Source organism: Shinella sp. HZN7, assembly GCF_001652565.1.
Classification (GTDB): Bacteria; Pseudomonadota; Alphaproteobacteria; order Rhizobiales; family Rhizobiaceae; genus Shinella; species Shinella granuli.
In genome coordinates, this window is record NZ_CP015736.1 from 2,465,927 (window position 1) to 2,484,360 (window position 18,434).

At 65.3% G+C, this 18,434-nt stretch carries 15 protein-coding genes; 4 read left to right on the plus strand and 11 right to left on the minus strand.

Features of this window, described 5'->3' with window-relative positions; genetic code table 11:
* Positions 1-161: 161 nt before the first annotated feature.
* Entirely contained in the window at positions 162-1,358 is a 1,197-nt protein-coding gene (locus shn_RS11905; RefSeq protein WP_064330591.1) for a CaiB/BaiF CoA-transferase family protein, read from the plus strand.
* Positions 1,355-3,004 carry a thiamine pyrophosphate-binding protein gene (locus shn_RS11910; protein WP_064330592.1) on the plus strand — a complete coding sequence of 550 codons (1,650 nt, stop codon included), beginning with the start codon at positions 1,355-1,357 and terminating at the stop codon, positions 3,002-3,004. The genes shn_RS11905 and shn_RS11910 overlap by 4 nt, the downstream gene beginning before the upstream one ends.
* A 186-nt stretch (positions 3,005-3,190) precedes the next feature.
* On the opposite strand, the gene shn_RS11915 is transcribed toward shn_RS11910, so the two are convergent.
* Entirely contained in the window at positions 3,191-3,529 is a 339-nt protein-coding gene (locus shn_RS11915) for a TIGR01244 family sulfur transferase (RefSeq protein WP_064330593.1), read from the minus strand.
* Between the two features lie 158 nt (positions 3,530-3,687).
* Positions 3,688-4,542, minus strand: coding sequence for a DUF4432 family protein (locus shn_RS11920; protein ID WP_064330594.1), 855 nt, complete (start codon positions 4,540-4,542; stop codon positions 3,688-3,690).
* Between the two features lie 428 nt (positions 4,543-4,970).
* Between shn_RS11920 and shn_RS11925 the strand changes: the two genes are divergently transcribed.
* Positions 4,971-6,323 (plus strand): L,D-transpeptidase, encoded by a 1,353-nt coding sequence (locus shn_RS11925; RefSeq protein ID WP_371328561.1) that lies wholly within the window; start codon positions 4,971-4,973, stop codon positions 6,321-6,323.
* 230 nt (positions 6,324-6,553) lie between these two features.
* Here the strand turns inward: shn_RS11925 and shn_RS11930 are convergent, their stop codons facing one another.
* The 9 genes from shn_RS11930 to shn_RS11970 all read right to left on the minus strand — a co-directional run bounded on the left by shn_RS11930 (position 6,554) and on the right by shn_RS11970 (position 17,326).
* Positions 6,554-8,077 (minus strand): globin-coupled sensor protein, encoded by a 1,524-nt coding sequence (locus shn_RS11930; protein WP_064330596.1) that lies wholly within the window; start codon positions 8,075-8,077, stop codon positions 6,554-6,556.
* 255 nt (positions 8,078-8,332) lie between these two features.
* Positions 8,333-9,049 carry a ParA family protein gene (locus shn_RS11935; RefSeq protein WP_064330597.1) on the minus strand — a complete coding sequence of 239 codons (717 nt, stop codon included), beginning with the start codon at positions 9,047-9,049 and terminating at the stop codon, positions 8,333-8,335.
* A gap of 219 nt (positions 9,050-9,268) precedes the next feature.
* Positions 9,269-10,414 carry an iron-containing alcohol dehydrogenase gene (locus shn_RS11940; protein WP_064330598.1) on the minus strand — a complete coding sequence of 382 codons (1,146 nt, stop codon included), beginning with the start codon at positions 10,412-10,414 and terminating at the stop codon, positions 9,269-9,271.
* Between the two features lie 5 nt (positions 10,415-10,419).
* Positions 10,420-11,799: an aldehyde dehydrogenase family protein gene (locus tag shn_RS11945; RefSeq protein ID WP_064330599.1), complete on the minus strand. Its 1,380-nt coding sequence runs from the start codon at positions 11,797-11,799 to the stop codon at positions 10,420-10,422.
* A 176-nt stretch (positions 11,800-11,975) separates the two neighbouring features.
* The gene (locus shn_RS11950; protein WP_133033058.1) at positions 11,976-13,340 is read right to left on the minus strand and encodes a glutamine synthetase family protein; all 1,365 of its coding nucleotides are present in this window, start codon (positions 13,338-13,340) and stop codon (positions 11,976-11,978) included.
* 82 nt (positions 13,341-13,422) lie between these two features.
* Positions 13,423-14,475, minus strand: a complete 1,053-nt coding sequence (locus shn_RS11955; RefSeq protein ID WP_064330601.1) for a TRAP transporter substrate-binding protein — start codon at positions 14,473-14,475, stop codon at positions 13,423-13,425.
* Positions 14,476-14,605: 130 nt separating this feature from the next.
* Entirely contained in the window at positions 14,606-15,928 is a 1,323-nt protein-coding gene (locus tag shn_RS11960; protein ID WP_064330602.1) for a TRAP transporter large permease subunit, read from the minus strand.
* Complete coding sequence (locus shn_RS11965) at positions 15,925-16,434, minus strand: TRAP transporter small permease subunit (RefSeq protein ID WP_064332567.1); 510 nt, start codon at positions 16,432-16,434, stop codon at positions 15,925-15,927. Before shn_RS11965 ends, shn_RS11960 begins: the two co-directional genes overlap by 4 nt.
* A gap of 130 nt (positions 16,435-16,564) precedes the next feature.
* Positions 16,565-17,326, minus strand: coding sequence for an N-formylglutamate amidohydrolase (locus tag shn_RS11970; protein WP_168168906.1), 762 nt, complete (start codon positions 17,324-17,326; stop codon positions 16,565-16,567).
* 192 nt (positions 17,327-17,518) lie between these two features.
* Here shn_RS11970 and shn_RS11975 point away from each other — a divergent pair, with 192 nt between their 5' ends.
* Positions 17,519-18,397, plus strand: a complete 879-nt coding sequence (locus tag shn_RS11975; protein WP_064330604.1) for a MurR/RpiR family transcriptional regulator — start codon at positions 17,519-17,521, stop codon at positions 18,395-18,397.
* The last annotated feature ends 37 nt before the right edge of the window (positions 18,398-18,434 follow it).

Consider the following 18,434-nt stretch of genomic DNA (forward strand, 5'->3'; position numbering starts at 1 on the left):
GCCGCGCGGGCGGCGCGGCAGGCATCATGTCAGTCTGAGCCGTCATGATCTCCCCTCGGGCGCCGTCTATCGTGCCCGGCAGCTTTTTGTTATCCAAAGGGAAACGGGCGAAAGGCCCGGCGGCCGGCTGCGTTCCGGCACCGCCGGGAAGGGAGTGCACGATGGAAAAGTCGAACCTGCCGCTGTCAGGCATAAGGGTCATCGAGCTGGCGCGGGTCCTCGCCGGTCCCTGGGCCGGGCAGATGCTGGCCGATATGGGCGCAGACGTCATCAAGATCGAGAACCCCGAGGGCGGCGACGACACGCGCGCCTGGGGCCCGCCCTTCGTGACCGGCAAGGACGGCGAGAACCTATCGGCCGCCTATTACCACTCAACCAACCGCGGCAAGCGCTCGATTGCCGTCGACCTCAAGACCGAGGAAGGCCGCGCCGTCGTCCACCGCCTCATCGCGACGGCCGACGTGGTCATCGAGAACTTCAAGGTCGGCGGCCTCGTCAAGTACGGGCTCGATTACCAGAGTCTTGCCAAGGTGCATCCGAAACTCGTCTACTGCTCGATCACCGGCTTCGGCCAGGACGGCCCCTATGCCGCCCGCGCCGGCTACGACTATATCGTGCAGGGCATGTCCGGCTTCATGTCGGTGACGGGCGCGCCGGATGGCGAGCCGATGAAGGCGGGCGTCGCCATCGCCGATATCTTCACCGGCATCTATGCCGTCGCCGCCATCCAGGGCGCGCTCATCCATGTCATGAAGACCGGCCAGGGCCAGCATGTCGACATGGCGCTGCTCGACGTGCAGTCGGCCGTCATGGCGAACCAGAACATGAACTTCCTCGCCTCCGGCAATGCGCCGACGCGGCTCGGCAATGCGCATCCGAACATTTCGCCCTACGAGGTGGTGCCGGCGTCCGACGGGCACATCATCCTCGCCGTCGGCAATGACGGGCAGTTCCGCAAGCTCTGCGGCATCCTGAAGCTCGAGGGCGTCGCCGACGACGAGCGCTTTGCCACCAACCGGGCGCGCGTCGCCCATCGCGGCGAGGTGCGCCGCCTCGTCACCGGGGCGACCGCCGGTGTCAGCAAGGCCGAGCTTCTCGCCGCCTGCGAGCGCGAGGGCGTGCCGGCCGGGCCGATCAATTCCATCGCCGAGACCTTCGCGGATCCGCAGGTGAAGGCGCGGGGCTTGCGCATCGACCTGCCGGATGCCGACGGCAACCGCATTCCCGGCGTGCGCACGCCGATCGTCTATTCGGGCACGCCCCTTGCCTATGACCGGCCGAGCCCGCGGCTCGGCGAACATACCGACGCCGTGATGGCGGAACTCGACATCCTCGAAGCAGGAAAGAAAAGCGCATGAAGACCGGTGGCCAGTTGATCGTCGACGCCCTCGTTGCCAATGGCGTCAAGCGCGTCGCCTGCGTGCCGGGCGAAAGCTACCTCGCCGTGCTCGATGCGCTGCACGACACCGATATCGACGTCCTTGTCTGCCGCCAGGAAGGCGGCGCGGCGATGATGGCGGATTGCTGGGGCCGGCTGACGGGCGAGCCCGGCATCTGCATGGTCACGCGCGGGCCTGGCGCCACCAATGCCTCGGCGGGCCTGCACATCGCGCGGCAGGATTCGATCCCGATGATCCTCTTCATCGGCCAGGTGCAGCGCGATGCGCGCGAGCGCGAGGCCTTCCAGGAGGTGGAATACCGCCGCGCCTTCACCGAGGTCGCCAAATGGGTGGCGGAGATCGACGATGCCCGCCGCATTCCCGAATTCATCACCCGCGCCTTTGCCGTCGCCACCTCCGGCCGTCCGGGCCCGGTGGTGCTGGCGCTGCCCGAGGACATGCTGACGGACACGGTCGAGGCAGTCGAGGCGAAGGCCTATGCGCCGGTCGAGGCCCATCCGGGCCGCAGGCAGGTGGAGGAACTGGCACGCCGCCTTGAAGCCGCCGAGCGCCCGCTCGTCATCCTCGGCGGCACGCGCTGGTCCGAGGAGAGCGTTGCCGGCTTCAAGGCGTTCGCGGAGCGCTGGTCCCTGCCGGTCGCCTGTTCCTTCCGCCGCCAGATGCTGTTCGATCATCGGCACCCGAACTATGCCGGCGACAGCGGCATCGGCATCAACCCGGCGCTCGGCAGGGAGATCCGCGAGGCGGATCTCGTCATCCTGCTCGGCGGCCGCTATTCGGAAATGCCGTCCTCGACCTACAGCCTGCTCAAGGTGCCCTACCCGCAGCAGACGCTGGTGCATGTCTATCCGGATCCGTCCGAGCTCGGCCGCGTCTACCGGCCGGACCTTGCGATCTGCGCCGCGCCGGAGGATTTCGTCGCCGCGCTCGACGGCCTCGCGCCGAAGGCCGCCCCGCGCTGGGCCGCGCGCACCGCCGCCATGCACGAATCCTACCTGAAATGGTCGACCCCGCCGGAAACCGGCCCGGGCGGCGTGCAGATGGGCCCGATCATGGCCTGGCTGGAGGAAAACACGCCTGACGATACGATCTTCACCAACGGCGCCGGCAACTATGCCACCTGGGTGCATCGCTTCCACCGCTTCCGCCGCTTCGCGACGCAGGCCGCCCCCACCTCCGGCTCGATGGGCTATGGCCTGCCGGCCGCGGTTGCCGCCAAGCAGCTCTTCCCGGAGCGTGAGGTCATCTGCTTTGCCGGCGACGGCTGCTTCATGATGCACGGCCAGGAATTCGCCACCGCCGTGCGCTACAACCTTCCGATCATCACCGTCGTCGTCAACAACGGCATCTACGGCACGATCCGCATGCACCAGGAGCGGGAATATCCCGGCCGCGTCAGCGCCACGGACCTCACCAACCCGGATTTCGCCGCGCTCGCCCGCGCCTATGGCGGACATGGCGAGACGGTGGAGGCGACGGAGGACTTCGCGCCCGCCTTCCTGCGCGCCCGCTCGAGCGGCAAGCCTGCGATCATCGAGGTGAAGCTCGACCCGGAAGCGATCACGCCGACGCGCACGCTCTCGGATATCCGCAGCGGGACGTGATGTTTTTAAGGGCGTGAAAGCCCCTCATCCCGCTGCCGCGACCTTCTCCCCGCAAGCGGGGAGAAGGCGGATGGGGCAATGCCTCGCCCTCCAAATATCGTCGATGCTTTGGGAAACCGGTGCAGCATTCCCCTTCGCCCCGCTTGCGGGGAGAAGGTGCCGGCAGGCGGATGAGGGGCCAGGCCCTCAGCCGCGGATATGCTGCGTCTGCTCGTAGATCTTCGTCGAGCGCATGCCGGAGCGGCAATAGCCGAGCATCGGGCGCGGCAGCTCGTCGAGCGCGTCGACCATGCCGTGCACGGCCTCGGCCGTCACGCCCATCGGGCCGACCGGCACATGGGCGACCTCGATGCCGAGTTCCTTCGCGCGCGCCGCGATGACGGAGAATTCCGGCTGGTCGGGCTGCTCGTGGTCCGGGCGGTGGCAGACGATGGATTTGAAGCCCAGGGCGGCGATGGCGTCGAGATCCTCGACGGCGATCTGGCCGGAGACGGAATATTCGTCGTTGATCTCGCGGATATCCATGGGCGGTTCCTTCTAGAAAACAGGGGTGCTCACCGTTTAAGCCCGCACCGCGAGAGCGTCAATCACGCAAAATCTATAGCAATTCCCGAAAAGGCGCGAAGCGTGCCACCCCCGGAACGCGCGAACGCCCCTCTCCGCTCGAAAAGCGTGCAAATATCCTAGCGGACCTCGAAGGCGAGGCCGTAGCCGACGCTTTCGCCGGGCGCGAAATCGGCGGCCTCGCCGGAGGCGATCAGCGCGGCGCGCGGCGCGAGCCGGTGCGAGACGGGCTCGATGCCGAGCACCGCCGAGCCCGGCGACAGGTTCCGCCAGACCTGGAGATGCGGCAGCGTATCCGTGCGGAAGCGGATATGGACACTGCGCCCGGCAAGCGCGGCGATCGGGCCGATGGCAATCTCGGCCCAGCCATGCGTTGCCGTTTCAGCCGCCGGCACGCAGAAGAGCTCGCGGTCGCCCTCCCCGAAGCGCCACGGCAGGCTGCTGCCGGGCAGCATCGCCCCGGTCAGCCGCGTGTCCGCATCGAAGAGGCCGGTGCCGAAATTGATATGATACATGCCGAAGGGCGGCCAGGGCGTCTCGCCCGTATTGGTGACGACATCGTCGAGCGTGATATGGCCGGTGCGCCGGTCGGCGCGCCATCGGCGCGCGAGATCGGCCTTGCCGCCATGGGCGAGCGAAACGGCGACGCGCCCCTCGCAGACCACCTCCCCCTCGTCCTCCTCGATCAGCACGTCCCGCGCCGGCGAGGACGAGAGCGAGCCGTGCAATGGATAAAGCCGCCCGTCGGCCGCACCCTCGACCGGCACCGGATGGCGGATGTGATCCGGACCGCAAGTGAACAGGAAGCCGGGCAGCGCCTTGTCGATGCGCGGATCGCCATCCGACGGCACGGCCGCCCCCGGCGCGAGATCGACGCCATGGAAGACGGCGCCGGCGACGTCGAGCACCGATTGCGGCGTCAGGTCGAGGCGGAAGGACTGGTCGGGGGTTTGGGCGGTAAGGGAAAAGGTCATCCGGGACTCCGGCAAGGGGCAATCAATCGGCGGCATGCTAGGGTCTGTACTCCATCAGCACAGACCCTAGAGCAATTCCCGCAAAAGTGCGAAGCGGTTTTGCGTCCGGAACCGCGGCAAAACAAAAGGATAGCGTGTTTTCGCGATTCGGCGAAAAACGGAAACGCTCCTACGGCAGGGCGCCGGTCGGCCATGACCCGCAGGCCTCGCCTCTCACCGCCTCCACGGAACCTCACGGCCGGTCACAAGTTTTTGCACGGCGCGTTGACCTTCCGTTCACCATCGATTCAGTTTTTTCATATTAAGGTCTGAATTGAAGTGTTCCGTCCGCGCGACATGGGCAAGCAGGCAGGTCAAGAGTCGTGAATTCTATTTTTAAAACAAGCGTTTCGCTCCTTACCGCGGCCTCCGTCCTCGGATTCGCCATCTTGCCGGCGCAGGCCCAGCAGCGGTTCTTCGCGCGCGACACGGTCCTGGTTTCGCCGGAAGGCGACATCCTCGACTACATTCCGGACGACGGCAGCGTGCGCGTGATGCGCGACAACCGCGGCCGCACCGTCTATGTCGACGGCTGGGGCAACATCGTTGCCACCGCCATGCAGGCCGACCGCTACTTCGCCCGCGGCGACGATTACCGCCCGCGCCGCGACCGCTATCGCGAGATGCGCGGCTATCCGGAAGCGAACCCCGACTATTTCCCGCCGGCGCCCGAGGCCGACTATGGCGACGAGCTGACGACGAGTTCCGTGCCGGAAATGCGCGAGGGCCTGCCGGGTGGCATCGAGCGCCAGCCCCTGCCGGATGCCGATTTCGGCGGCTCGCAGGCCCTGCCCGATTTTTCCGGCGACAGCGCGGCCCTGCCGGAAAACGGCACCGATCCCGATGCGGAATTCGTGCCCGGCCCGAAATTCGACCCGGCGATCGCGATCGGCAAGATGTCGTCCGCCGAGATCACCGCGCTTCAGGTCTTCCTCGACCGCGAGGGCTTTTCGCCGGGCGTGATCGACGGCAAGAAGGGCTCGAACGTCACCAAGGCGATCGAGGCCTGGCAGCAGGCGACGGGCGAGACGCTCGACCCGAACAATGCCGACGACATCCTGGAGCGGCTGCGCCTGTCCGGCGGCCTTGCCTTCACCACCTACGAGATCACCGCCGCCGACGCGGCCGGCCCCTATGTCGCCGCCATCCCCGACGACTATGCCCAGAAGGCGGCGCTGCCGCATCTCTCCTTCACCTCGACCACCGAGATGCTGGCCGAGAAGTTCCACATGGACGAGGCCTATCTGAAGGAGATCAATCCGGGCGTCGATTTCACCATTCCCGGCACGATCATCAAGGTCGTCGACACGGGCGAGCGGAAGACCGGAAAGGTCGCCAAGATCCTCGCCGACAAGGGCCGCAAGCAGGTGCTCGCCTATGACGAGAACGGCACGCTGATCGCCGCCTATCCGGCCAGCATCGGCTCGGCCGACACGCCCTCTCCATCAGGCACGGTGACGGTCGAGCGCATCGCGCTCAATCCGGGCTATACCTACAATCCGAAGATCAATTTCCAGCAGGGCAACAACAACAAGGTGCTGACCCTGCAGCCCGGCCCGAACGGCCCGGTCGGCACGGTCTGGATCGCGCTGTCGAAGCCGACCTACGGCATCCACGGCACGCCGGAACCCTCGAAGATCGGCAAGACCCAGAGCCACGGCTGCATTCGCCTCACCAACTGGGACGCGACGGAGCTCGCCAAGATGACCAGCGCCGGCGTGACGGTCGAATTCGTCGACTGACGATCGGGGGGTAGCCCCTCATCCGGCTGCCGCCACCTTCTCCCCGCAAGCGGGGAGAAGGGATATGCCGCGCCGGCTTCCTCGCCCAATGACCGCTTGTAGGTAAGCCTCTCCCGCTTGCCAGTAATCGGATATGAATGAATCGTTGCTCCATCCCCTTCTCCCCGCTTGCGGGGAGAAGGTGCCGGCAGGCGGATGAGGGGCAGCCCGACGGCAGAGAAGGCCAGCGGTCAAGCCGCCCGCACATACCCCGATCCCTGGGCCGGGCGGGCGTCGCCGCTGGTGCGGAAGGCGCTGAGCTGGGCGGCAATGGAGGCGGCCTCCTGCGTCAGCGCCTGGCTGGCGGCATTCGCCTCCTCCACCATGGCGGCGTTCTGCTGGGTGATCTGGTCCATGGCGTTGACCGCCTGGTTGACCGCCTGCAGGCCCGTCGCCTGTTCCGCCGTGCTGGCGCGGATCGTGTTGAACACGGCGCTGACCTCCACGACCTGGGTGACGATCTGGCGCAGCGACTGGGCGACCTCACCCACCGAGCGCACGCCGTCCTCGACCTGGCCGTGCGACTTGGCGATGAGGTTCTGGATGTCCTTCGCCGCATCGGCGCAGCGCTGCGCGAGCGCCCGCACTTCCGAGGCCACGACGGCAAAGCCGCGCCCCGCCTCGCCGGCCCGCGCCGCCTCGATGCCCGCATTGAGCGCGAGCAGATTGGTCTGGAAGGCGATCTCGTCGATCACCTCGATGATGTTGGCGATGGCCGAGGAGGAAGCCTGGATCTCGCCCATGGCGACGATCGCGTGTTCCACCACCTCGCCGCCGCGCTGCGCATTGTCGCGCGCCGCCATGACGAGGGCGTTCGCCTCGTTGGCGCTCTGGGCGGTCTGGCGCACGGTGGTGGTCACCTGCTCGACGGCGGCCGCCGTCTCCTCCAGGTTCGCGGCCTGTCGCTCCGTGCGCTTGGCAAGGTCGTCGGAGGCCGCTGCGATCTCCTGCGCGCTCAGATGGATGGAGCCCGCGCCGGCGCCGATATTGCCGATCGCCTGCGAGAGCGTGGAAATGGCGTGGTTGAAGTCGTCGCGCAGCGCCTCGTAGGCCTCCGGCAGCGGGCCGGTGATGCGCGCGGTGAGGTCGCCGTCGGAGATGCGCTTCAGCGCGGCGCCGAAACTGTCGCTGACGATCTTGCGCTCCTCGGCGACGACCTGCGCCTGCACCGCCTGCTGCTTGGCGAGGTCCGACATGTCGTTGTAGACGGAGATGGAGAGGTCCATGTCGAGGAACATGGCCTTGAGCAGGCTGGAGAACCGCGCCGCAAATTCCTCCGGCCCGATTTCCTGGCGGGCAAAGAGCCCCTGCTTCGGCCAGAGCGATTTCACGGCCTCCGTCAGGAGATGCTCGACGATCAGCGCATAGCCGCCGATATACCAGCGCGGCTCAAGGCCGATGCGCGCATGCACATGGCCGATCGTCTGCACCTTGGAAGCATAGTCGCCGGTGAAATCGCCGGCCGCGATATTCGCCCAATGGCCGAGCTGGGCATTCTTCGCCCGATTCATGTGGGCGTCGTTGGAGAAGAGGTGGTTCACCTCCGGGCTCTTGCGCACGATCGCATAGAACTTGTCCAGCGCCGGGCCGAGCTCCTTCTCGATGAAGGGTTTGAGCGTGCGAAGCCGCTTCAGCGCTGCCTCGTCGAGGCCGAGATAGTCCAGACGGCGCGCGATGTCGTGGTTCTGGCTGGCGGTCTGCGGGGCTGGCTTCATTCCGGGGGTATCCTGGCAACTCGAGAAAACGGGGAAAGCAACGGAAAATCGGGGCAGCAGCGCCGGGCAGCACCGCATCTTGCCCGTAACCCTTCATGGGTCCCCATGGCGACGCATCGCCGAAGGGGTGGCTTTCTGACGCGATATCATTAGGTTAAGCGTGGTAAATTGTTCATTACCAACCTTGCATTGCGACGCAAAAAACGGCCGCGCCATTCGTCGCAGCCGTTCTTGTCATTCGTCAATCCGGAAGGTTCAGGCCGCCCGCTGCAGCGTGCGGAAGAAGCCGCGTTCGGTGGCGATGCGCTTGCGCACCGGCAGGAGGCGCAGGACCTCGTCGGCAAAGAGGCGCGCATTCTCGCAGGCCTTGTCGAGATTGCTCACCCTGGCCGCATCCATCGTATAGAGCGTGCCGCCGCAATCGAAGATGTCGCGGAAGGCGGTGCGCTCGCCGATCGGCGTATCGAGCACGGCAACGCCGCGGGCGGCGAGCAACGCCTTGATGGCGCTCATCGCGCGCGTCGTCACCAGCGAATTCATGCGGGTGAGCACGACCGAATGGTTGATGCGGATGCCCGCCTTCTCGTCGAGCTGCTTCAGCAGTTCGAGGATATGCGCCGCCCCGCGCGCATCCATGGCACAGCCCTGCACCGGGATCATCACATGGTCGGACAGGCCGATGGCGGTGGCGACCAGCGCATCGCGCGCGCCGGCAAGGTCGATGATGAAATAGTCGGTCGTCTGCCGGTTCTCGCGGATATGGCACTGGAGGGAGGCCATCGAGACTTCGGAGATGACGGCGATGTTGCGCTGGCGGCCGGAAACCTCGTGCCAGTGGCTGATCCAGCGCTGCGGGTCCGCATCGAGAATGGTGATGCGGTGGCCGCGGCTCGCAAGCTCGGTGGCGAGAATGAGCGCTGCGGTGGTCTTGCCCGCGCCGCCCTTGGCATTGGCAAATGTGATGACTGGCATGTCTTTCCTCATGAATGCTGCGAGCTTTGCATCGCTCTCGTCAGACGGCCCGGTGAGAATGGCGCCCGCTTGCTCAAACCTTTCAAAACATGGTTAACGAAATGGAAACATGCGCATGGCGAAGATTAACGAGAACGGCGCCGAATTTGCGCTTTCTCAAGCAAAAGGCCCGGAAAACGGCGGTTTTCCGGGCCTCTGTCATTTGTTAACGGCAAGAATTCAGATGCACTCGACGAAGAGGCGCTTGGCCGCATCCAGCGTCAGCTCCACCGGATTGCCGCCGGCCGTCGGGTCGACGATCGCCATGGCGGCCATCTCGTCGATCCGGTCCGTGCCGACGCCGAGCGCCGACAGCTTGTCCGGCACGCCGAGCTCCTCGCGCAGGCGCAGCACATAGTCGAAGAAGCCGTCGAAGCCGCCCTCTATGCCGAGATAGGCGGCGGCGCTGGCGATCTTCGCCTCGATGGCCGGGCGGTTGAAGGTCAGCACCGGCGGCATCACGACGGCATTGGTCATGCCATGGTGCGTGTTGTAGATGGCGCCGACCGGATGCGACAGCGAGTGGATCGCGCCGAGGCCTTTCTGGAAGGCAACGGCGCCCATGGCGGCGGCCGACATCATGTTGGCACGGGCCTCGATATCGGTCCCGTCCCTGTAGGCGCGCGGCAGGAATTCCTTGACGAGACGCATGCCTTCGAGCGCGATGCCCTGGCTCATCGGGTGGTAGAACGGCGAGGAATAGGCTTCCAGGCAATGGGCGAAGGCGTCCATGCCGGTGCCGGAGGTGATGACCTTCGGCATGCCGACCGTCAGCTCCGGATCGCAGATCGTCACCGAAGGCAGGAACTTCGGATGGAAGATCACCTTCTTGGTATGCGTCTCCGAATTGGTGATGACCGAGGCGCGGCCGACTTCCGAGCCGGTGCCGGCCGTCGTCGGCACGGCGACGATCGGCGCGATGCCGTCGGAATTGGCGCGGGTCCACCAGTCGCCGATATCCTCGAAATCCCAGACCGGCCGCGTCTGGCCGGCCATGAAGGCGACGGCCTTGCCGAGGTCGAGGCCCGAGCCGCCGCCGAAGGCGACGACGCCGTCATGGCCGCCGTCGCGGAACGCCTTGACGCCGGCTTCGAGGTTCCTGTCGGTCGGGTTCGGATCGACCTCGGCGAACATCGCCCGGCCGAGGCCGGCGGCGTCGAGAATGTCGAGCGCTTCCTTCGTGATCGCCATGGTCGAAAGGCCGCGGTCGGTGACGAGCAGCGGCTTCTCCATGCCTACGGCCTTGCAGTGGTCGGCGAGTTCCTTGATGCGGCCGGCCCCGAACTTGATCGCGGTCGGGTAGCTCCAGTTGGCGGTGATGGTCATGCTCTTCAAGCTTTCCTGAAATGGTAGGACTTCGGTCGGGTGAGATTGTGGAAGCCGATGACGGAGAGCGAGCCGCCGCGGCCCGTTTCCTTGACGCCCGTCCAGCAGAGCGCCGGGTCGAGATAGTCGGCGCGGTTCATGAAGACGGTGCCGGTCTCAAGGTCGTGGGCGATGTTCGCCGCGCGGTCCGCGTCCTTCGTCCAGAGCGAGACGGTGAGGCCGTATTTGCAATCGTTCATCAGGGCGAGCGCTTCTTCGTCGCTCTTGACCTTCATGATGCCGACGGCGGGGCCGAAGGTCTCCTCGGTCATGAACTCCATCGAATGGTCGACATCGACGAGGATCTGCGGGGCGACATAGGCGCCGCCGTCATCGGCCGGGAAGAGCTTGGGATCGACCAGCGCCCTGGCGCCCTTCGCGACCGCATCGGCGATCTGCGAACGCACGGTGGCGGCGAAACGCTTGTGCGCCATCGGGCCGAGGGTGGTTTCCGGATCGAGCGGATTGCCGAGCTTGTAGTTGGACACCCAGGCGACCGACTTTTCCACGAAGGCGTCGTAGAGCTTCTCGTTGACGTAGATGCGCTCGATGCCGCAGCAGCACTGGCCGGAATTGTAGGTCGCGCCGTCCATCAGCGTGTCGACGGCGGCATCGAGGTCGGCGTCTTCCATGACGTAACCCGGATCCTTGCCGCCGAGTTCGAGGCCGACCGGCGTGAAGGTGCCGGCCGCCGCGCGCTCGATCGACCGGCCGCCTTCGACCGAACCGGTGAAGTTGACGAAGTCGAACGCGTTGCCGGCAATCAGCGCCGAGGTCGTGTCATGGTCGAGGAAGACGTTCTGGAAGACATCCTCCGGCACGCCCGCCTCGTTGAAGGCGCGCACCAGCCGTTCGCCGACGAGCAAGGTCTGGGCGGCGTGCTTGATGATGACGACATTGCCGGCCATCAGCGCCGGCGCGACCGTGTTGATCGCGGTCATGTAGGGGTAGTTCCACGGCGCGATGACGAAGACGACGCCATGCGGCTCGCGCTCGATGCGGCGCTCGAAACGCTCGCTGTTCTCGATGACGATCGGCGCCAGCGACGAGCCGGCGATCTCGGCGACATAGTTGGAACGCTCGTTGAAGCCCTTGAACTCGCCGCCGTAACGGACCGGGCGGCCCATCTGCCAGGCGATTTCCGGCACGATCTCGTCGGCCATCTCGTTGACGCGGGCAACGCCCTTGAGGACGAGCTGGACGCGCTCTTCGAGCGGGCGCCTGGCCCAGGCCTTCTGCGCCTTCTTCGCACGGGCGACGGCCTCTTGCGCGGCCGCCAGCGGCATCGCCTCGCGCTCGGCATAGACCGAGCCGTCCACGGGGGATATGCATTTGATCACAGTCATGATCGACTTCCTGTTGGTTCTATTCGGAATTTCAGTTCTGGCGCAGATGCCGCCCCTCATCCGCCTGCCGGCACCTTCTGCCCGCAAGCGGGGAGAAGGGATTTGCCGCGCCGTCTCGTCTCCCTCTCCCCGCTTGCGGGGAGAGGGCGGGGTGAGGGGCAAATCTGCACACGCTTCTACGCCCTCTCGAAGCCGCGCGCCACCTCCCAGTCGGTGATGCGGCGGTCGTATTCTTCCTGCTCCCATTCGGCCGCGCGCACATAGTGGTCGACGACGTCGTCGCCGAAGGCCTCGCGCAGCATGTCGGATTCCTTCAGCGCGGCGGCCGCGCCGCGCAGGGTCTTGGGGATCTCGCGGATGTCCTTGCCGCCATAGGCGTCGCCCTCGAAGGGCGCCTCCAGCTCCAGCTTCTGCTCGATGCCGGCCATGCCGGCCGCCAGCAGCGCCGCCATGGCGAGATAGGGGTTGAGGTCGGAGCCGCCGACGCGGCATTCGATGCGGATGCCCTTGGTGCCCTCGCCGCACAGGCGATACCCGGCGGTGCGGTTGTCCTTGCTCCAGATCGCCTTGGTCGGCGCGAAGGTGCCGGCGACGAAGCGCTTGTAGGAATTGATGTAGGGCGCGAGGAAATAGGTGATCTCGCTGGCATGGGCGAGCAGGCCCGCCACATACATGCGCATCAGCTCCGACATGCCGTACTTGCCGTCCCTGTCGAAGAACTTCGGCTCCTTGCCGTCGAGGCTCCACAGCGACTGGTGGATATGCGAGGAGGAGCCGGCCAGGTTGTAGTTCCACTTGGCGAGGAAGGTAACGGCCTTGCCGCGCTGCCAGGCGATCTCCTTGGTGGCGTTCTTGATGATCGAATGCCGGTCAGCCATGGTCAGCGCCTCGGCATACCGCACGTTGATCTCCTCCTGGCCAGGCGAGGCCTCGCCCTTGGAATTCTCGACCGGAATGCCGGCGCCCTGCAAGCCGTTGCGCAGCGCCCGCATGACATCCTCTTCCTTGGTGGTCTGGAAGATGTGGTAGTCCTCGTTGTAGCCGGACGCCGTGCGCAGGTCGCGGTAGCCGCTCTCGCGCGCATCGTCGAAGGTCTGGTCGAACAGGTAGAATTCGAGCTCGCTCGCCATGAAGGGCTTCAGGCCCAGGGCCTCCAGCCGCTTGACCTGCTTCTTCAGCACGGCGCGCGGCGAATGCGGAACCTCGGCATGGGTGTGGTGGTCGAGCACGTCGCAGAGCACCAGCGCCGTGCCTTCGAGCCAGGGCAGCTTGCGCAGCGTCGCAAGGTCAGGCTTCATCGTGTAGTCGCCATAGCCGGCGGCCCAGCTCGTCGACTTGTAACCCGAAACGGTCTCCATCTCCATGTCGGTCGCCAGCAGGTAATTGCAGCTATGCGTCTCTTCATAAGCGCTGTCGATGAAATACTGCGCGTGGAAACGCTTGCCCATCAGGCGCCCCTGCATGTCGACGAGGCATGCCAGAACGGTATCGATGCGGCCCTCGGCCACATCCTTCTTCAGGTCGTCAAAACTATAGGTCATGGTCATCGGTGGCGGTCCTGGGGGTTGCTGCGTTCATGCCGGACCGGGCCTTGCCGGCCCGGTCCGAAGGGACTGGATGCGGTCAGCCGTTGACGTAGGGCGGGCCGGCCTTGGTGATGATGGCGTTGTAGTCCTCGAAGATCTTCACGACCTTGGCGGCCGTCTCGCTCTGGCCGGCGATCTCCTTCCAGAACACCTTCGCCGCATCCTCGACGACCTTCCATTCCTCGGTCGGGATGCTGGTGAGCTTCAGCTTGGTGCCTTCGGCGCGCAGCTTGGCCTCACCGCCCCAGTACCACTGGTCGCGGTAGTTGTTGCCGGCCTCGATGGCCGTCATGACCAGCTTCTTCAGGTGGTCCGGCAGTTCCGCCCACTTCTGCTCGTTGACGAAGAAGGAGCCGATCCAGGCGCCCGAGATGTTGTTGGTCAGGAAGTGGTCCGTCACGTCGGCCCAGCCGACCGTGTAGTCCTCGGTGATGCCCGACCAGGCCATGCCGTCGAGTTCGCCGGTCTGCACGGCGACCTGCGCGTCTTCATAGGGGATCGTCACCGGCACGACGCCGAACTGGCTGAGGAAGCGGCCGGCCGTCGGGAAGGTGTAGAGGCGTAGGCCTTCGAGATCCTTGACGGAGGTGATCGGCTTCTTGGTGTTGAAGTGGCACGGGTCCTGCCCGGAGGAGGAGAGCCACACGACGCCGCCGACCTTCTCGTAGGACGACTTCCAGATCTCGGCGAGGCCGTACTGCTTGAAGAGCACCGGCACGTCGAGGATCTGCTTGGTGGCGAGCGGGAAGTAGCCGCCGAAGGTGGCGACGTCCGCCGGGGACGCCATGGAATCGTCGTCCGAATGCACGGCGTCGATCGTGCCGGCCTGGAGCGCGCGGAACAATTCACCCGTCGGCACGATCTGGTCGGAGAAATAGAGCTCGATCTCCAGTTCGCCCTTGGCGGCGGCGTTGATCGCATCGACGATCGGCTTGGTGACGTGCTCGCCGAGCGCGGCGCCCGCATAGGTCTGGAAGCGCCACTTGATGGCGGTCTGCGCCTTCACGATGGCGGGGGCGGAAAGCGTGGCGGCACCGGCCCCGATCGTGACTGCCCCGGCGCGTGTCAGAAATTGCCGTCTGTTGGTCATATCTCTATCCCTCTGGTTAAACGTCTCGCTTTTGCCGGGAACGGCCGTTCATCCCGGTCGGTCGATCATTTCTTCTTCTGTCGGCCTCATTGCTCCTTGATGCCGGCGGCCTTTGCCGCCGGCCAGTTCCTCACTTGGCGTAGTAGTTGTTCGGCAGCCACGTCGCGATTTCCGGGAAAACGCCGATGATGATCAGACTCGCCAGCATGATGCCGACGAAGGGCCAGATCGAGCGGTAGATGTCCCGCATGCCGATCTCGGGCGGCGCCATCGCCCGCATCATGAACAGGTTGTAGCCGAAGGGCGGGGTGATGTAGGCGATCTGGCAGGTGATCGTGTAGAGGATGCCGTACCAGACGAGGTCGAAGCCGAGCTTCTGCACCAGCGGGATGTAGAGCGGCGCGACGATGACGAGCATGGCCGTGTCGTCGAGGAACATGCCCATGACGAGGAACGAGATCTGCATCAGCACCAGAACCTGCCAGGGTTCGAGGCCGAGGTCGCCCAGGAAGAAGCGCTCGATCGACTTGACCGCGCCGAGACCGTCGAAGACGGCGCCGAAGCAGAGCGAGGCGATGAGGATCCACATGAACATGCAGGTGATGCCGAGCGTCTTCTGCAAGACGTCGTTCCACAGCCGCACGCTGAGGCGGCCGCGCCACCAGGCGACCAGCGCCGAGCAGATGGCGCCGATGGCGGAGCTTTCCACCAGGCTCGCAATGCCGCTGAGGAACAGCCACATCATCAGCACGAAGATGCCGAGCGGCACGATGCCGGCAGACAGGAGCGCCACTTTCTCGCGCAACGGCACGTTGCGCTCCTCGACCGGCAGGGCCGGGCCGAGCGACGGGTTGATCCGGCAGCGCACATAGACGTAGATCGCCATCAGCGCCGCCATCATCAGGCCGGGGAACACGCCGGCGAGCCAGAGCTGGCCGACCGGCACGCGGGCGATCATGCCGTAGAGCACGAGCACGACGCTCGGCGGCAGGAGGATGCCGAGCGTCGAGCCGCCCTGCACGACGCCCGTCATCATGACCTTGTCGTAGCCGCGGCGCAGCAACTCGGGCAGCGCGATGGTGGCGCCGATGGCCATGCCGGCGACCGACAGGCCGTTCATGGCGGAGATGATGACCATGAGGCCGACCGTGCCGAGCGCAAGGCCGCCGTTGATCGGCCCCATCCAGACGTGGATCGCCTTGTACATGTCCTCGGCGATGCCCGATTCCGACAGCATGTAGCCCATGAAGACGAACATCGGCACCGTCAGCATCGGGTACCATTTGACGAGCTTCATGGCCGAGGCGAAGCCCATTTCCGAGCCCCCCGTGCCCCACAGCAGGAAGGCCGCGACCACGCCGACGAAACCGATGACGGCAAAGACGCGCTGCCCGGTGAGCAGCAGCACCATCATGCCGGCGAACATCGTTATAGCGATGAATTCATAACTCATGCGATGGGCCTTCCCCGCAGCTCGGCGATGTCCTTGAAGAGCGAGGAGATGGCCTGCGCGAGCATCATCAAGACGCCGAAGGTCATGACGATCTTGATCGGCGCCATGTAGGGCGCCCAGGCGGTAAAGCTCTTTTCCTTGAACTGGATGGCGTAGGTCGTGCTGGTGATGCCGCCATAGAGCATGAAGCCCAGGAACACGATCAGCGCGACGGCCGTGACCGTGTCGAAGATCGCACGCTTGCGCACCGACCAGGTGCCGTAGAACAGGTCCATGCGCACATGGTCGCCGGTCTGCATGGCGAAGGCGCCGCCGAGCATGTAGTAGGCCGCCATGGTGAACTGCGCCGATTCCAGCGTCCAGTTCGCCGGCAGGTGGAAGGCCTTCGAGACGGAGGAATACAGCAGGATCGCGAACATCGCGAAGATCAGGTACATCGCAAAAAGGCCGACACGCCGGTTGAACGTGTCGACGAAGCGAACATAGGTCTTGATGACATCAGGCATGGCCCCGACCTCCACCGACGGCGGTCTTCTCAACCGGGCCACACCCCTCGTGTAACAACGCAAGCATCCGCTTGGCCTCTCCTGTTTATGGTCTTGTCCGTCTCCACGGATGCCGTTCCCCGGGGTCTTGTCATTGGATTGCCGGAAGGCTCTTTTCGAGCAGTCCCGCCAGATAGCCGGCCACGACCCCTTGGCCGGCTTCGTCTTTTATGAGGTCGTTGCGGACCTCGATCATCACATTGGCAAGGCCGTTGGCAAGGCCGTGCTCCTTCAGCGTATGCGTCACGCCGTCTTCCGGTCCATAGGGTTCGTTGCGGCGGATGTCGTAGGGGCCGGCGCTGCCGGCCGCGGCCAGCATGGCGTCGGCAAGGCGCGTGTCGGCGTCGTGCAGGATGCCGATCTCGACGGCGCGCGGCTTGCCGAAATAGACCGGCGTGAAACTGTGCATGGTGACGATGACCGGCGCCCTGCCCTCTGCGATCCGGCCCTTCACCAGGCCGGACAGCCTGTCGCGGAACGGCAGGTAGAGCGCCTCGGTGCGGGCATCGCGCGCTGCCTGGTCGAGGCCGGCATTGCCGGGAACCGCGAAGACCTCGCTCTTTTCCGGCATGGCGGCCGGCGATTCCGGCGGGCGGTTGCAATCGTAGACGAGGCGCGAGAAACGCTGGAAAACCAGCGTCGCATCCAGGCTTTCCGCCATCAGGCGCGCAACGGCGAGCGCGCCCGGATCCCAGGCTATATGGCTTTCAAGCGCCTCCTCGGTGAGGCCGAGCGTACCGAGCGCCTTCGGAAGCAGGCGGGAAGCATGCTCGCAGACCAGGATGACCGGGCCGCGGGCAATACTATTCTCCAGGGCGACGGGGTCGCCCTCCTCTCCAGTCAGAATTCCCATCAGCCTGATCCCCTCGACCGGCTCTTATCGTTAATGAAGAGAATTCTTCACAGTCTTGCCGCTGTCAACGGGGTATTGAAAAAATCTCTTCAAAAAAACATTTGACTCGAATTGTGACAGCGATGTTTAATTTCCCGAACTCCGGCGAAGACCGGAGCGCAGGGGAACAATTTGACACTCAACCAAGCATCCATGACGGTGTCGGATGTGATCAGTGCCCATTTCGACGCGTTGACGCGCGCCGAAAAGCAGCTGGCCACGTCATTGCTCGACAACTATCCCGTCTCCGGCCTCGGCAGCATCACGACGGTGGCGGAAAACGCCGGCGTGTCGACGCCGACGGTCGCCCGCATGGTGCAGAAGCTGGGATTTCGCGGCTTCCCGGATTTCCAGGCCCGCCTGCACCACGAGCTGGAAGCCACCCTGTCGAGCCCGATCAGCAAGCACGACCGCTGGGCGGCCAGGGCGCCCGGCACGCATATCCTCAACCGCTTCGCCGACGCGATCATGACCAACCTGCGCCAGACGCTCTCGCAGGTCGAGACCGCCGACTTCGACAGCGCCAGCGCCCTCCTCGCCGACCGCCAGCGTAGCATCTACATCATCGGCGGGCGCATCACGAAGGCGCTGGCCGACTACCTCTTCACCCATCTCCAGGTCATCCGCCCGAACGTCACGCAGATCGCCGCCAATCCCAGTTCCTGGCCGCACTACGTCTTGAACATGAAGGCCGGCGACGTGCTCGTCATCTTCGACATCCGCCGCTACGAGCAGGAGATGGAGACGCTGGGCCGCGTCGCGCGCGAGCGCGGCGTGGAGATCGTGCTCTTCACCGACCAGTGGGCCTCGCCCGTCGCCAAGGTCGCGGCGAAGGTCTTTCGCGTGCATATCGAGGCGCCGTCGGCCTGGGACTCGTCCGTCGTGACGCTGTTCATCGTTGAGGCGCTGATCGAAGCCGTCCAGAGTTCGGGCTGGGAGGAAACCAGCGGCCGAATGAAGACGCTGGAGGGCCTCTTCGAGGCCAGCCGGCTTTTCCGCAAGCCCCGGCCGGAGGTTCCCGGCAAACCCTGATAGACATCCGAAAAAAACGAAATAAAACTGTCACATA